The 15,632-nt window shown below is 68.1% G+C and carries 11 protein-coding genes and 1 pseudogene; 3 read left to right on the top strand and 9 right to left on the bottom strand.

The window, feature by feature from the left end:
- Nucleotides 1-244 (top strand): annotated as a pseudogene (locus tag D578_RS0113420) (IS256 family transposase); the annotation flags it as partial.
- Between the two features lie 102 nt (nucleotides 245-346).
- On the opposite strand, the gene D578_RS0113410 reads toward D578_RS0113420, so the two are convergent.
- The 9 genes from D578_RS0113410 to smc form a co-directional block, all read right to left on the bottom strand.
- A complete protein-coding gene (locus D578_RS0113410) occupies nucleotides 347-622 on the bottom strand; it encodes a type II toxin-antitoxin system Phd/YefM family antitoxin (RefSeq protein WP_018950450.1) in 276 nt (91 codons plus the stop codon).
- A 557-nt stretch (nucleotides 623-1,179) separates the two neighbouring features.
- Nucleotides 1,180-1,581, bottom strand: a complete 402-nt coding sequence (locus D578_RS0113405; RefSeq protein WP_018950449.1) for a PIN domain-containing protein — start codon at nucleotides 1,579-1,581, stop codon at nucleotides 1,180-1,182.
- A complete protein-coding gene (locus D578_RS0113400; protein WP_018950448.1) occupies nucleotides 1,578-1,823 on the bottom strand; it encodes a DUF6364 family protein in 246 nt (81 codons plus the stop codon). The genes D578_RS0113405 and D578_RS0113400 overlap by 4 nt, the downstream gene beginning before the upstream one ends.
- Before the next feature lie 775 nt (nucleotides 1,824-2,598).
- On the bottom strand, nucleotides 2,599-3,765 hold the full coding sequence (locus D578_RS0113395) for a nucleotide sugar dehydrogenase (protein WP_018950447.1): 1,167 nt from the start codon (nucleotides 3,763-3,765) through the stop codon (nucleotides 2,599-2,601).
- Nucleotides 3,766-3,934: 169 nt separating this feature from the next.
- The gene (locus tag D578_RS0113390) at nucleotides 3,935-5,836 is read right to left on the bottom strand and encodes a nucleoside-diphosphate sugar epimerase/dehydratase (protein ID WP_026289356.1); all 1,902 of its coding nucleotides are present in this window, start codon (nucleotides 5,834-5,836) and stop codon (nucleotides 3,935-3,937) included.
- 291 nt (nucleotides 5,837-6,127) lie between these two features.
- Nucleotides 6,128-6,583 (bottom strand): transposase, encoded by a 456-nt coding sequence (locus tag D578_RS0113385; RefSeq protein WP_026289355.1) that lies wholly within the window; start codon nucleotides 6,581-6,583, stop codon nucleotides 6,128-6,130.
- 218 nt (nucleotides 6,584-6,801) lie between these two features.
- A complete protein-coding gene (gene ligA, locus D578_RS0113380; protein WP_018950444.1) occupies nucleotides 6,802-8,892 on the bottom strand; it encodes an NAD-dependent DNA ligase LigA in 2,091 nt (696 codons plus the stop codon).
- A complete protein-coding gene (gene zipA, locus D578_RS0113375; protein ID WP_026289354.1) occupies nucleotides 8,889-10,106 on the bottom strand; it encodes a cell division protein ZipA in 1,218 nt (405 codons plus the stop codon). Before zipA ends, ligA begins: the two co-directional genes overlap by 4 nt.
- A gap of 40 nt (nucleotides 10,107-10,146) precedes the next feature.
- Entirely contained in the window at nucleotides 10,147-13,641 is a 3,495-nt protein-coding gene (gene smc, locus D578_RS0113370) for a chromosome segregation protein SMC (RefSeq protein ID WP_018950442.1), read from the bottom strand.
- A gap of 217 nt (nucleotides 13,642-13,858) precedes the next feature.
- Here smc and queF point away from each other — a divergent pair, with 217 nt between their 5' ends.
- A complete protein-coding gene (queF, locus tag D578_RS0113365; protein ID WP_018650310.1) occupies nucleotides 13,859-14,281 on the top strand; it encodes a preQ(1) synthase in 423 nt (140 codons plus the stop codon).
- An 11-nt stretch (nucleotides 14,282-14,292) separates the two neighbouring features.
- Entirely contained in the window at nucleotides 14,293-15,588 is a 1,296-nt protein-coding gene (locus D578_RS0113360) for an FGGY-family carbohydrate kinase (RefSeq protein ID WP_018950441.1), read from the top strand.
- Nucleotides 15,589-15,632: the final 44 nt, after the last annotated feature.

The raw sequence follows: 15,632 nt of genomic DNA, 5'->3' as shown, positions 1-15,632 counted from the left end.
GATCCGGACGACCAACCCGATCGAATCGACGTTCGCCACCGTGCGCCTGCGCACTGCCAAGACCCGCGGTTGCGTGACCCGCAACACCATCCTGAGCCTGACGTTCAAGCTCGGCCAGAGCGCCCAGAAGCGCTGGCGCCGACTCCGGGGTTACGAGTGGCTCGACAAGCTCGAGCGCGGGGTTCAGTTCATCGATGGCGTCGAGCAAACCGAGCCATCCAACACCGACCGGAGCGCCGCCTGACTCTCAGTGCTCATACACCAGAATTGACAATAACTCCTTGCCGGGTCGGCTCATCCCCCTCCAGCAGGTAGATGACGGCGCTGGCATCTAGAAAAACCAGCATCAATCGGACCAGGCTTCGCGTTCCGAGTGCAGTTCCTGATCGAGTTCGCCACGACTCCGGGGCGCGACGACCGGGAGATCCTCTTCCATCAATCGGCTCCACAAGTGGGCCTGGGCCCCCGCTCCCGCGGACAGACGCTGGTAGGACTCCTCGCTCAAGATGACGTACCGGGGACGATTGCGCTGGATGACGTGCACCGGCCCCTTCTCCAATGCCCGATCGACCGCGCTTATACCGCGACGCTTGATCTCCTGTGCCGAAATTACGTTGTGCATGGGCGCTCCCAGTACTGATTTCGGTACTTATTATAGCACCCGGTCAACCCGATCTCGTGGTGGCGACGCAACTCAAGGCATGCAGCGTGGCTGCCTTTGGACAGCCTGGCGAACGATCCGCTCGGGGACAGGATAGGCGCTTGGGCTGGGGCACTTTGGCGGGGGCTTCGCGAGCAAGCTCGCTCCCACAGGGTGTTCCGGGTTGCGCTTGCGCGCTGTCCCTGGTCGACCCCGCAACCGTGCCCGGCCTCGTCACTCCGAGCTCCGCACTTCCCCGAGTTCCGTCATCCCGCAAAACTGTCCCAACCACCGCCACCCCGGAAACCGCCCCAACCACCGCCACCCCGGAAACCGCCCCAACCACCGCCACCCCGGAAACCGCACCATCCCACCGTCATCCCGGAAACCGCGCAGCGATTATCCGGGATCTCGCACGTTCGGGCGCCCCCGCCGCTGGAGATCCCGGCTCTACGCTTCGCTGCGGCCGGGATGACGGGGGTGGTGGGTGAGCTACGGTCGGGATGACGGGCCGGGGTAGCGTACGGCCGGGACGATGTTTAGCGCAGGAGGAACTCCTGTGGCGTGAGAGCAGGCACGGGCGAGGCTGCGAAACCTTTGACGTTGCGCGTGACGATGCAGGAGCAGGCGGCACGTTCAGCGGCAGCTGCCACCACCGCGTCTTCGGAATCCGACCAACCGAGAGAACGCGCCCGTTCGAGTTCGTCGCGCCCCACCGAACACACGTGAAGATTCTTGAGAAGCCACCCTAGTGCCTGTTCGGCGGCGGCGCGGCCGACATACCTCCCCACTAGGTAATAGATGGTGCTGGCCGCATGAGCACTCAGGGCTCCTGGCCCTTCACCGTGAATCACCTGCTCCAGTACCGCTGCCGATACTCGGTAGTGCGGCTCCCGCTTTTGCAGCACGTCCAGCAGGACATTGAGGTCGAGCATGATCACGAGCGGTGCTTTTCCAGCAGATGGTCGCGGTACGCCTGTTCCGCGTCCAGGTCAGGAGGGAGAAGCCCGGTAATCGCGTCCAACTCTGCACTGGGTGCATGGCGCTCGAGCGCCCGAAGACGGCGCAGGTGACGGTCGATCACTTCGGTCATGGTGATCCCATGCGCTTTGGCATAGGCCTTCGCGAACTCGACGTCCTGCTTAGGCAAGCGGACGGTGACCTTGGTCGTTTCGTGTTCCATGCGACCTGCCTCCCAGGACTGTATGGCAGAGATCGAAGCATTGTACGGCACGATCACCTCCGGACCAAAAACACACGGCGGCACGCGCGATCATGCGCCCCCTCGTCATCCCGGAAACCGCACCACCCCACCGTCATGCTGGAAGGCGCCCCACCCCACCGTCATCCCGGAAACCGCGCAGCGGTTATCCGGGATCTCGCACGTTCGGGCGACCCCACCGTGGGAGATCCCGGCTCTACGCTTCGCTTCGGCCGGGATGACGGGCATGGTGGGTGCACTTCGACCGGAAGGCCGTATCGAAGGGTCGGCGCAGCTAGCCTTTAACTGTAGGAGCCGAGCCCTCTCGGCGATTGGGGCGTCGGTTAGGCCCCATCGGCCAGAGGCTGTCCTCCTACATCCGAGATGGTTCCGGGAACCGTGGAGCCGAGCCCCTCGGCGACGGGGGCATTGGATAGGCCCTATCGCCCAGGGGGCTGGGCTCCTACATCCGCTATGGCCCCGGGACTCGTAGGAGCCGAGCCCCTCGGCGATTGGGGCATTGGATAGGCCCATCGCCCAGGGGGCCGGGCTCCTACATCCGCTATGGCCCCGGGACTCGTAGGAGCCGAGCCCCTTGGCGATTGGGGCGTTGGATAGGCCCTATCGCCCAGGGGGCTGGGCTCCTACATACGCTATGGCCCCGGGACCTGTAGGAGCCGAGCCTCTCGGCGATTGGGGCGTTGGATAGGCCCATCGCCCAGGGGGCTGGGCTCCTACAGGGACGGGGTGGTTTTGGTCAGTCGTTGTTGAAGAGGTCGCGGGTGTAGATCTTGTCGGACTGGTCGCGGATGTCTTCGTGGATGCGGTTGGCGACGATCACGTCGCTGATCCGCTTGAACTCGTCCAGGTCGCGGATGACGCGGGAGCGGTAGAACTCGTCCTCCGGGAGTTCCGGCTCGTAGACGACGACTTCGATGCCCTTGGCCTTGATGCGTTTCATCACGCCCTGGATGGCGGAGGCTCGGAAGTTGTCGGAGCCGCTTTTCATGACCAGGCGATAGATGCCGACCACCTTGGGGTTGCGCCGGATGATGGCGTCGGCCACGAACTCCTTGCGGGTGCGGTTGGCATCCACGATGGCGTTGATCAGGTTGTTGGGCACTTCGTGGTAGTTGGCCAGCAGCTGCTTGGTGTCTTTCGGCAGGCAGTAGCCGCCGTAGCCGAAGGACGGGTTGTTGTAGTGGCTGCCAATGCGCGGGTCCAGGCAGACGCCGTCGATGATCTGCCGGGTATCCAGGCCGTGGGTCTCGGAGTAGGTGTCCAGCTCGTTGAAGTACGCCACGCGCATGGCCAGGTAGGTGTTGGCGAACAGCTTGATCGCCTCGGCCTCGGTGGGGCTGGTGAACAGGATCGGGACGTCCTCGGCGGCCGCGCCTTCGGCCAGCAGGCCGGCGAAGGTCTCCGCGCGTTCGGACTGCTCGCCCACGATAATGCGCGACGGGTACAGGTTGTCGTGCAGCGCCCGGCCCTCGCGCAGGAACTCCGGCGAGAACAGGATGTTGTCGGTCTCCAGCTGCGCCTTGATCTCGCGCGTGTAGCCGACCGGCACGGTGGACTTGATAACCATCACCGCGTGCGGGTTGATCGCCAGCACGTCGCGGATGACCGACTCCACCGTGGAGGTGTTGAAGTAGTTGGTCTGCGGGTCGTAGTCCGTGGGCGTGGCGATGATCACGAAGTCCGCGTCCGCGTAGGCCTCCTGCTTGTCCAGCGTGGCCTTGAGGTTCAGCGCGCGGTTCTCCAGGAAGTCCTGGATCTCGACATCGATGATCGGGGAGTGCTTGCGGTTGATCTGGTCGACCTTCTCCGGCAACACGTCGAGCGCGACGACCTCGTGGTTCTGCGCAAGCAGGACGGCGTTGGAGAGCCCGACGTAGCCGGTTCCGGCGACTGCAATTTTCATCCCTGGGTCCTTCGTGTTTTCTGCGTTGTCGATCGCCGGCCCGAGTGACGGTCATGGCCGGCCTTTGAAAGCGGCTGTGGTGCCATCGGGCCCACTCTTACAAGACCGAAGGATACCCAACCATCAGCCTTTCAGTGAGGGCCGCGAGCACGGCGAGCTAACGGCCTCGCTACACAGCTGCGCGCGTCTGAGGCGGATGGTCAACCGGGGCGTATTCGGGCACCACCTCGCGGATGGTGTGGCAGGCACTTTCGGCATCCATCTCGCGGTCGGCCCGGTCCAGTTGCTGCAGGGCGGTGTGCAGGTCCTGCGCCGATACGCAGTCCTCGCGTGCGCGCATGATCCGGGCATGCCCCGTGGTCTGGACGTTATCGCCGATCAGCAGCTCCTCGTAGAGCTTCTCGCCCGGACGCAGGCCGGTGAACACGATCTCCACGCCGTCGTCGGGCACGCCGTCTTCCTTCACCTGGCGCCCGTGCAGGTGGATCATGCGCCGCGCCAGATCCACGATGCGTACTGGCTCGCCCATGTCGAGGACGTAGACCTCGCCTCCCTCGGCCATGGCGCCGGCCTGGATCACCAGTTCGGCCGCCTCGGGGATGGACATGAAGTAACGCGTAATCTCCGGGTGGGTCACCGTCACCGGGCCTCCATCGCGGATCTGCTGGTGGAACAGCGGCACCACGGAGCCGGACGATCCCAGCACGTTGCCAAAGCGCACCATGCTGAAGATCGTACCGCGCTGCTCGCGGGCGCGGTCCTGCAGGACCATCTCGGCCAGGCGCTTGGTGGCGCCCATCACGTTGGTGGGGCGCACCGCCTTGTCGGTGGAGATCAGGATAAAGCGGTCCACGCCCGCGTTCAGCGCCGCCTCCGCCAGGACGGCGGTCCCAAAGACGTTGTTGCGCACGCCCTCGATCAGGTTGGCCTCGACGATCGGCACATGCTTGTAGGCCGCTGCGTGGTAGAGCGTCTGCACGCCATGCGCCCCCAGCACAGAGGCCACACGGCGGGCGTTGGCCACCGAGCCCAGCACGGCGTGGATGGCCGGGCATTGCTCCAGTTGCGCCGAGTACTCCTGCAGCTCGCGCTCGATGCTGTAGAGCGCGAACTCGTTGCGCTCGAACAGGATCAGCGCGGCCGGCTCCAGGCGGATGATGCGCCGGCACAGCTCGGAGCCAATGGAGCCGCCCGCGCCGGTCACCATCACCACCCGCCCACGCACGCTGCAGGTCAGCAGCTCGGGGTCCGGGGGCACCGGGTCGCGCCCGAGCAGATCGGCGATGTCCACATCTTCCAACTGTTCGAGGCTCGCATGCCCGGAGACCACCGCCTCCATCGACGGGACCGTCTGCACGTACACCGGGAGCGGTTCCAGCTGTTCCAGGATGCGTCGGCGTTCCTGGCGCGTCGCGGACGGAATGGCCAGCAGCATCCGTCTGACCCGGAAACGCGACACAAGGCGCTCCAGGCGCTCCGGTCTGTGGACGGGGATCCCGTCGATCGAACTACCCTGCAGACTGCGGTCCTCGTCCACGAACGCGACCACCCGAAAGCGGCCCCCGGCCTTGAGCCCCGACAGGAGCTGCACGCCGGCCTCGCCCGCCCCGAACACCACCACCGGCTCCGCACCCGCCGCCGCCTCGATGATGGAGCGATACCACGTGCGCACCAGGAACCGGCTGCCGCCAACATAGATAAAGGCAACGATCGCGAAATTGATCGGCACCGAACGCGGGAAGCCTTCGACCTGCGCCAGGTTTGCCGCAGCCCACAGCGCTAGTGCCAGAATCACCACTCCGGAACCCACGGCCCAGATGGTGCGCGCCCCCATGAACCGCACCACGGCCCGATAAAGCCCCAGCCTCACGAACAGCGGGATACCAATCAGCACCACCAGCGGGAACAGCCACCAGGTCTCGAACATGATCGGCGGGAACGGCTCGGCCAGACGGATCGCAAAGCCGGACCACAACGCCAACGGCAGCATGACGATATCCGCCAGCACCATCAGCCAGCGCTTCTTCGAGCGCGGCAGCTTGAACAGGCTTTCCAGGCCCCTTCTCAGCATGATCTGCAACACCGTTCCGGCATGTCTCGCCCAACTCTCCCGTCCACAAAAACCGCCTGAATTACACTACAGCAAGTGTATGTGCCGGACGCTGCCGCTCTCCATCGCGGCGAGCGGAGCATAAGCAAACCGTCATAAAAATGCACTCATCGCCGAAGGGGTTGTCATCATTCCATGCTGGCAAGGGCGTTCGCCTGCGAGCAGGCTCCTACAGGGGCGGTGTTCGTGCACAGGGGTGGCCCGTAGGAGCCGCCTTGGCGGCGAAGCCCCTGCCAGGGCTGATTCAACCACTCATTCCAGCCAGATGGCATCCCACAGCGGATAATCACCCAGGTTGTGAACCAGTCCCGCTCTTAGCGGGTTGGCGACCACATAGAGGGCGACTGCCGGGAGATCCTCTTCCCGGCGCAATGCGCGATCGTGGAAGCCCTTCTGCCAGATGTGGCATCGCGTGCCCTCGAGGCGTCCAATGCGGCGGGTGGTGTTTGCCTTGACCTTTTGTACCGCCACCGGGAGTTCGCCGTGGTCCAGTTGCAACAGCCAGTGCAGGTGGTCCGGCATGACCACGAAGCATAAAGTCGTGACGAGATCTTCAACCTCTCGCAAAGACTGTACACAGCAACGGGCCCGGGCAAAATCTGCGAACCATCGCCGCCGGCGCGCACACACCGTTGTGACGAGGTAGATGCGCCCCGGCTCGCTGAACCGGCCGCTTCGCAGGCGATGCCCTTGTGCCTTCCGTGGCATGGGACCTCCTTCGCTATTCCGTTTCGTGTTCGAGGATATCAGGCGCTGGTGGCAACGTTGAGGCTGGCAGGGGCTTCGCCGCCAAGGCGGCTCCTACAGGGGCAGCCCCGTGCACGAACACCCCCGGTAGGAGCCTGCTTGCAGGCGAACGCCCCTGCCCGGGGCCGGCTCTGGCGGGGGCTTCGCCGCCGAGGCGGCTCCTACCGGGGCGCCGTTCATCAGGTTAGGAGCTGGGCGAGGTCGTCGGGGCCGAGGATGGGGATGTCGAGGGATTCGGCCTTGGTGACCTTGGAGCCGGGATCGGCGCCGGCGATGACGGCGGTGGTCTTTTTGGACACGGAGCCGGTGATCTTGGCGCCGCGGGCCTCGAGGGCGGCCTTGGCCTCGTCGCGGGTCATGGTGTCGAAGCTGCCGGTGAGGACGTAGGTGCAGCCACTGAGCGGGGGCGCGTCGCCGGTCTCCGGCGCCGGGCGCCGGGGCGGATCCGGCCAGTGCACGCCGGCCTCGCGCAGGGCGCGGATGACCTGGAGGTTATGCGGCTCGGCAAAGAAGTTGGCGATGTGCTCGGCGACGATAGGCCCGACGTCGGGGATTTCCTGCAGGGCCTCGGCGTCGGCCTGCATCAGCGCGTCGAGGTCGCCGTAGTATTCGGCCAGGTTGCGGGCGGTGACCTCCCCCACCTCGCGGATGCCCAGGGCGAAGATGAAGCGCGCCAGTGTGGTCTCGCGCGCCTGCTCCAGGGCGTTGACCAGGTTCTCGGCAAGCTTGGGCCCGACCCGTTCCAGCGCCTCCAGGCGCTCGGCATCCAGGGCGAACAGATCCGCCGGGCTTTGCACGACGCCGCCGTCGGCCAGCTGCTCGATGATCTTCTCGCCGAAGCCCTCGATGTCCATCGCGCGGCGCGAGACGAAGTGCTTGAGGGCCTCGCGCCGCTGCGCCGGGCACACCAGCCCGCCAGTGCAGCGGGCCACGACCTCGCCTTCGGTGCGCTCGATGTGCGAGTCGCACTCCGGGCAGGCCGCGGGCATCTCGATGGCGCGGGTATCGGTGGGACGCTCGCCGCCGACGCGGCCGACCACCTCGGGGATCACATCGCCCGCGCGGCGCACGATCACGCGGTCGCCGATGCGTACGTCCTTGCGCGCAATCTCGTCCATGTTGTGCAGCGTGGCGTTGCTGACCATCACCCCGCCGACCAGCACCGGCTCCAGGCGCGCCACCGGGGTGAGCGCGCCGGTGCGGCCGACGCGAAACTCGACATTGCGCAGGGTGGTGGTGCGCTCCTCCGCCGGGAACTTGTGGGCGATGGCCCAGCGCGGCGCGCGCGAGATGAAGCCCAGCTGCTGCTGATCCGCCAGGGCATCCACCTTGTAGACAATGCCGTCGATCTCGTAGTCCAGCCCCGAACGGCGGGCGGCCAGGCGCTCGTAGTAGTCGAGGCAGGCCTCGACCCCCTCCAACACCTCGCGCTCCGGGCAGGCCGGGAAGCCCAGGCCCTGCAGCCAGTCCAGCGTGCCGGACTGGGTATCCGGCAGGGTCCCGCCCTCGACGAAGCCCACCGAGTAGGCGAAGAAGCTGAGCGGGCGGCGCGCGGTCACCTTCGAGTCCAGCTGGCGCAGGCTGCCGGCGGCGGCATTGCGCGGGTTCATGAAACCGCGCAGGCCTTCAGCCTCCAGCCCGGCGTTCAGGCGCTCGAAATCGGCGCGGCGCATGAAGACCTCGCCGCGCACCTCCAGCACCCGCGGGGCGTCGTCGGTGAAGCGGTCGCCCAGGTGCAGCGGGATCGGGCGCACGGTGCGCACGTTCGCGGTCACGTCCTCGCCGGTCTCGCCGTCCCCGCGGGTGGCGGCCTGCACCAGGCGCCCGTCCTCGTAGATCAGGCTGATGGCCAGGCCGTCCAGCTTGGGCTCGGCCATGTAGCCGACGGCCGCCTCGACGCGCGTCGCGTCGCCGCTCTGCTTGGCCAGGCGCTCGCGCACGCGGCGGTCGAAGTCGCGGATCGCGTCCGCCTCGAAGCCGTTGGCCAGCGACAGCATCGGCAGGCGATGCCGAACCGTGGCAAAGCCCTCGGCAGGGGTGGCACCCACGCGCTGGGTCGGCGAATCCGGGGTCACGAACTCCGGATGGTCCGCTTCCAGTTGCTCCAGCTCGCGCATCAGGGCGTCGAACTCGGCGTCCGATACCTCGGGGTCGTCGAGCACGTAGTAGCGATAGTTGTGATGCTCGACCTGGCGACGCAGCGCGTCGATGCGCGCCTTCGGAGAATCCGTCGAGCCAGCCTGCGAGGCAGGCGACCCCGAACGGCTCACCGCCTACTCTGCCGGCGCAGCACGTCGGGGCGGTGACGGCGCAGCCAGTCGCTCAGGTCCTCGCGCATGTAGGCGAGCGTCTGGTTGGTCGCGGTGGACTGCTGGGCATCCAGGATGCTGCCACCGAGATCGCGTGCCAGTACGTGGGCATGCTCCAGCAGCGCCTCGAAGGCGCGTTGCGGCTCGGCGCTGCGATGCACCTGGGTAAACAGCGTAACCCCGGGCGTCATCATGTCCGCCAGGTCTTCCTCGCGCAGGGTGCCGGGCGGGACCATGTTGGCGGCGGAGAACAGCGGTACGCGCGCATCCGTCTGCGGCTCGTGGAAATGGTAGATGTCCATCTCGCCCGGCGTCATGCCGGCGCGCTGCATCGCCGCACCCAGGGCGACGCCGGTGAACGGCTTGTTGCGCGGCGCGACCACATGCAGCACCAGGATCTTCTCCTCCGCCGGGTGGCGGTCGGCCCTCGGATTACGCCCCACCACGCGCGGCTCGGACACGTATTCGCCCAGCGTCTCCATGTCCGGCGCCGGTTGCTCGATCAGATCCGGGTTCATCTCGTGGTCCGGATCCAGATGCTCGCCCAGGGTGTCGTCGGCGCGCGACGGCTTGAGCTTGCCCGGACGCAGGCGATCCATGCCGAAGCGCAGGCGTGCACCCAGCCCCCCGAGTGCCTCGCGCGCCCGCTCGACCGGGGCGGTGGGCGAGGCCTTGCGCCGGGCACGGGCCGGGCGGTCCTCGGGCGCCGGCTCGAACGCCCCATGCGGCGGGGGCGGTGTGGGCTCGTCGTCGCTGTCGAGGACGCCGTAGATATCCTGGGCGCGCTCGCCTCGCCGCCCGTAGTCGGATTCCAGATCCGGCTCGTCGTCGTTGGCAGTCACACCGAGGTGCGGCTCGTGGCGCTCCTCGCGCGCCGCGCCGGGGATGCGCGGCTCGTCGAACGCGGGTTCGCGCGCGCCGCCGGTGCGGACGCTGCGGCCGGTGTCCAGCGGATCGCCCCAGCCGGCCTCCGGTTCAGCAGAGTCACCGGGCTCGGCCGACTCGTACCAACGCTTGTGGCCCGGCTCGTCACTGGCGCGAATATGCACGGCCTCGTCGCCCCAGTCCGCGGCATCGTCGTCCATATCGCGCTGCTGCGCCCGCGCGCGCAGACGATGGGCGGCCCAGATCCCCGCGATCAGGACAATCCCCAAAATGACCAGGCTGATACGCATCCAATCCACAAAAAAACCTCGTTGATTCCGGTACCGACGGTCAGGCCTCGGCGAGTTCCACAGCCGCGTCGATATCCACGCTAACCAGGCGCGACACGCCCGGCTCGTGCATGGTAACGCCGATCAGCTGTTCCGCCATGGCCATCGTTGCCTTGTTGTGAGTAATGAAGATGAACTGGATCTGCTCCGACATCTCGCGCAGCAGGTCACAGAAGCGGCCGACGTTGGCCTCGTCCAGCGGTGCGTCCACCTCGTCCAGCATGCAGAACGGCGCCGGATTCAGCTCGAAGATCGCGAACACCAGGGCCGAGGCTGTGAGCGCCTTCTCGCCGCCGGACATCAGGTGGATGGTCGACAGGCGCTTGCCTGGCGGGCGCGCCATGATGGTGACGCCGGTATCCAGAAGGTCGTCGCCGGTCATCTCCAGGCGCGCCTCGCCGCCGCCGAACAGGCGCTGGAACTTGTGCCCGAGCCCGGCATTCACCTGGTCGAAGGTCTGCTTGAACAGCGCGCGGGTCTCGCGATCGATGCGGTGCATCGCCTGCTCCAGGGTCTCCAGCGCCTCGATCAGGTCGGCGTGCTGCTCCTCCAGATAGCGCGAGCGCTCCTCCAGACTGCGCGCCTCGTCAATTGCCGCCAGGTTGATCGGTCCGAGCTTCTCGATCTTGCGATCCAGCTCGCCGATCGCCTGTTCCCAGGCCGGGACGCTCGCATCCTCCGGTAATTCGGGCGCCAGTGCCTCGACGGCGAAGCCGGCTTCCTGGAACTGGGTCTTGAGCTGTTCGATCTGCACCGAGCGTTCGCGCAGGTCCAGGCGCAGTTCCTCGCAGGTGGAACGCTGCGCCTCCACGCGGTTGCCCAATTCGGTGCTGGTGCTCGCCAGCTCGCGCAGCCGGGCGTCGCAGGCCTCCAGGTCCGCCCGCGCCTGGGTCAGGCGTGCCTCGGCCGCCTGGCGCTGCTCCGCCGCGGTCTGCAGGTCCGCGCGCCATTGCTCCAGCGGGCCCTGGCGGTCGCTGAGCCCCTGCGCCAGACGCTCGCGGCGCTGCGCGTCGTCCTCGCGCTGACGCTCCAGGCGCCCACGTTCGTTCTGTTCGCGCTCCAGGCGGTGGCGCGCCTCCTGCTCGGCCATGCGCGCCTGGTTGGCCGCGTCGCGCGCCGCGCGCACCGCGTCGCGGGCGCCCGTCTGGGCCGTGCGCGCGGCCTCGACCCGCGCCTCCAGATCGGCGCGGTCGGCCTCCAGGGTCTCGATGCGGGTCAGGGCCTCGTTGCGCTCGGCCTCCGCGGCAACAAACTGCTCGCGGGCACGGGCGGCCTCCTCGTCCAGCTCGCCCGCCTCGCGGTCGATGCGTTCCTGCTGCTGTTCCAGCTGGCGCGCCTGGTCGCGCAGACGCTGCACGCGGCGCTCGCGGTCGTCGATCTGCGCCTTTTGTTCGCGGATCTGTCCATCCAGTGCCTCGCGCCGGGCGCGAGTGGCCGCGATGGTCTCGTTGCGTTCTTCCAGCGCGGCCTGCAGGCGATTCACCTTGGTGTTCAGTTCTTCCTGGCGTTCCTGCAGCTCGCGCGCCAGGCGTACCCGGGCCACCGCGCCGCTGGCGCCACCCTCCAGCGTGCGATGGGCGACCCAGCCCGAACCCAGCCAGGTGCCATCCGGGGTGATCACGCTCTCGCCCGGCCCCAGCGTAGCCAAGCCCGCCCGCGCCGCGTCGGCGTCCTCCGCGCAATGCACCGAGGCGAGCCAGGCGGTGACGACCGGGGAGCCCTGCACGTGCCCGGCCAGGCTCCCCGCCGGCACCTCCGACGTGTGCGACAGGCCCATGCCGACCAGGCGCAGCATCGCGTCGGGGAGATCCTGCGCCGTCTCCGGCTGATCGGTGACGGCGGCCTCCAGCCAGGTGCCCAGCACCATCTCCACCGCGGTATCCCAGCCCTCGGCCACCTCCAACTGCTGCACCAGCGGGCGCGACAGGTCCAGCCCGTGCTCGCGTGCCCAGGCCTCGCGGCGGGCGCGGGTCTCCTGCGGGTCGTCCTCGCCGGCGAAGTGCTCCAGCCCGGCCAGGCGCCCGGCGACCTCGCGCGCCTCGCGTTCGGTGGCGTGCAGGGTGTCCTGCTCCTCGCGCTGAGCCTGTTCCCATTCCGCGAGCGCGGCCTGCTGCTGGTCGCGTTCGCCCTGCAGGCTCTGCAGCCGCTCGCGCAGGCTGGTCAGTTCCGCGTCCAGGCGATCCGCCTCGGTGCCCGGGTGGGTCTGCGGCAGCGCCGCGCGTTCGGCCTCCACGCGTTCCTGGCGCTGGGCGACGCGCTTCAGGAGGTGCTCGGCGTTGTCCATGCGCGAGCGCGCGAGCTGGGCGTTCTGGCGCGGCTCGGAGAGCGAGCGCTCCCACTCGGTCAGCGCCTCGCGTGCGCTCTGGTATTCGGTTTCGGCGCCTTCGGCGGCGGCCTCCAGGCGTTCGCGCTCGGCCTCGGCGGTCGCGGCGGCCGCGCGGCGTTGTTCGCTCTCCTGCTCGGCCTGGGCGATGCGCGCCTCCACCGCCTGGTGCTCGCTGCCGGCCGCCTCGATGCGTTGTTCCAGCTGACGCAGTTCGGCCTGTTCGCGCGCCAGTTCTTCCTCCGCGTGGCGGATGGACTGCTCCAGACGCGAGACCTCGGCGGCGCGGTCGTAGTAGGTGCTTTGCGCCTGGGTGGTGGCGGCCTCCAGTTCGACGCGCTCCTGGCGCGCCTGCTCGGTGCCGGTCTGCGCCTTCTGTGCCTCGGCCTGGCTCGCAGCCAGCGCGGTCTCGGCGTCGTTCAGGCGGGCGCGGCTGGCGTCTGTCTCCTGCTCCTGGGCCTGCAGCCGCAGCAGGATGGCCTCGGCGCGCTTGCGCCGGCGCTCGGCGGCCAGCGCCTGGTAGCGCTCGGCAGTGGCCGCCTGGCGGTTCAGGCGCTCGGCCTGCTTGGACACCTCGTCGCGGACGTCGTCCAGGCGTTCCAGATTCTCGCGGGTATGACGCACGCGGTTCTCGGTCTCGCGGCGGCGCTCCTTGTACTTGGAGATGCCGGCCGCCTCCTCCAGGTAGACGCGCAGCTCTTCGGGGCGCGCCTCGATCAGACGCGCAATCATGCCCTGCTCGATGATGGCGTAGCTGCGCGGACCCAAACCGGTGCCGAGGAACAGGTCGACCACGTCGCGCTTGCGTGCGCGCTGACCGTTGAGGAAGTACTTGGACTGCCCGTCACGGGTCAGGGCGCGCTTGACGGCGATCTCGCCGTAGCCGCTGTACTCGCCGCCCAGGCGGCCGTCGGAGTTGTCGAACACCAGCTCGATGGAGGCCTGCCCCACCGGCTTGCGGCTGGAGGAGCCGTTGAAGATGACGTCCTCGCTGGAGTCCCCGCGCAGGTGCTTGGCCGAGGACTCGCCCATGACCCAGCGCACGGCATCAATGGTATTGGACTTGCCACAGCCGTTCGGCCCGACCACGCCCACCCGGTTGCCGGGGAGGACGAGTGTGGTCGGGTCCACGAACGACTTGAAGCCGGCCAGCTTGATTCGGGCGAGTCGCACGTTCGGCGCTATCCGCGGTCAGGAAACTCGGGGTTAGAATGGTACACGCTTAACCCTTTACCGTGACCCACTGCCAGTTCGACAAACGAACCGCTTCACGAAACCATACAAAACCCTGCGGCGCGCCTGCACGCCAAGCCTTCCTTGCCTCCCGCTTTGGCGGGGGCTTCGCGGGCAGGCCCGCTCCCACAGGAACGACCAAGGACGCGACAAACCCATGCCCAGCCAGCCGAGCAAGACCCTGGAAACCTTCGACAACCCGGCGCCGGAGAACGATTTCGCGATCTATATCCGCATCCCGGAATTCACCTGCCTGTGCCCCGCCACCGGGCAACCGGACTTCGCCGAGATTCATATCCAGTATGTGGCCGACGGCAAGTGCGTGGAGCTCAAGTCGCTGAAGAACTACATGTGGTCCTACCGCGATGAGGGCGCATTCCATGAGGCGGTCACCAACCGCATCCTGGCGGATCTGGTGGCGGCGACCGACCCGCGTTACATGCGCCTGACCTCGTACTTCAACGTACGCGGCGGCGTCTACACCACCGTGGTTGCCGAGCATCGCAAGCCCGGCTGGACGCCGCCGGAGCCGGTGCAACTGCCGGCGCCGACCCGCAGCCCGCTGGACATGAACGGCTGACCGAGCCCGCAATGCACGCCATCGGGATTGACCTGGGCACCTCCGGGATCCGGCTCGCATTGCTGGCCCCGGACGGTGCACGCATTCACACCGCACACCGGGCGCTGCCAGCGTCGGTGGGGGGTGATGAGCAGCGGGCGGAACAGAACCCGGCGCTATGGTGGGCCATCGTGCGCGAGCTGCTGCGCGAGGCGGCCACGCATCTGAACGGCGAGCCCGCCGCCATCGCGGTGGACGGCACTTCCGCCACCCTGCTGCGGCTGGATGCCGACGGCCGCCCGACCCATCCGGCCCTGATGTACAACGATGCCCGGGCCACCGACATGCTGCCGGTGCTGGCCGGCGTCGCGCCGGCGGACTCCGCCGTGCACAGCCCCAGCTCGTCGGCAGCCAAGCTGTTGTGGCTGCGTCGCCACGAGGGGCTCTCCGGCGTGCGTCGCGTCCTGCACCAGGCCGACTGGATTGCCGGGCGCCTGCGCGGGCGCTTCGACCGCATGGACGAGAACAACGCCCTCAAGCTCGGCTACGACGCGCTGTGGGGCGGCTGGCCAAACTGGCTTCAGGAGACGCTGGGCGCCGACGCCGAGCTGCTGCCGGAGGTGGTCCCGGCCGGGACCGTGCTAGGCCCGCTGGACCCGGAAATGGCGGCATCGCTGCATCTGAACCCGGCCTGCCGGGTGGTCGCCGGCACCACCGACAGCATCGCCGGGTTCCTCGCCTCCGGTGTGGACGACGACACCACCGGCGTGACCAGCCTGGGCTCGACCCTGGTGATCAAGCAGCTGGCGCCGGAACCGATCTACGCCCCGGAGCTCGGTATCTACAGCCACCGGCTGCTGGGGCGCTGGCTGGTGGGCGGGGCCTCCAACAGCGGTGGCGCGGTGCTGCGCCAGCACTTCGACGATGCGGCACTGGAGCGGCTAAGCGCCACGATCGACCCCGAGACCGACAGCGGGCTCGACTATCTCCCCCTGCCCCGCCCCGGCGAACGCTTCCCGGTCAACGACCCCGAACTGAAGCCCCGTCTCACGCCCCGGCCCGAGGACGATGCGTGTTTCCTCCAGGGGCTGTTCGAGGGGGTTGCGCGGGTGGAACGCGACGGCTACCAACGCCTGACCGAGCTGGGCGCCCCGCACGTCGAACGCGTGGCGTCCCTGGGTGGCGGCGCCCGGAACCCCGTCTGGACACGCATCCGCAGCCGGATCCTGGGACTGCCCGTGACCGCAGCCGACGACGACGATGCCGCCAGTGGCGCCGCCCGACTGGCGCGCATCGGCCTGGGGCTGGAGCCCGGCCCGACAGGCTGAGCGGCACGACCGAACGGCCCCCGCCATCTCCGCCATAGACTGGG

The sequence above is a fragment of the Thioalkalivibrio sp. ALMg11 genome, from assembly GCF_000377905.1.
In the GTDB taxonomy this organism is placed as follows: domain Bacteria; phylum Pseudomonadota; class Gammaproteobacteria; order Ectothiorhodospirales; family Ectothiorhodospiraceae; genus Thioalkalivibrio.
Note: the sequence above shows the minus strand (reverse complement) of the source record. Positions and strands in the feature narration are given on the sequence as shown.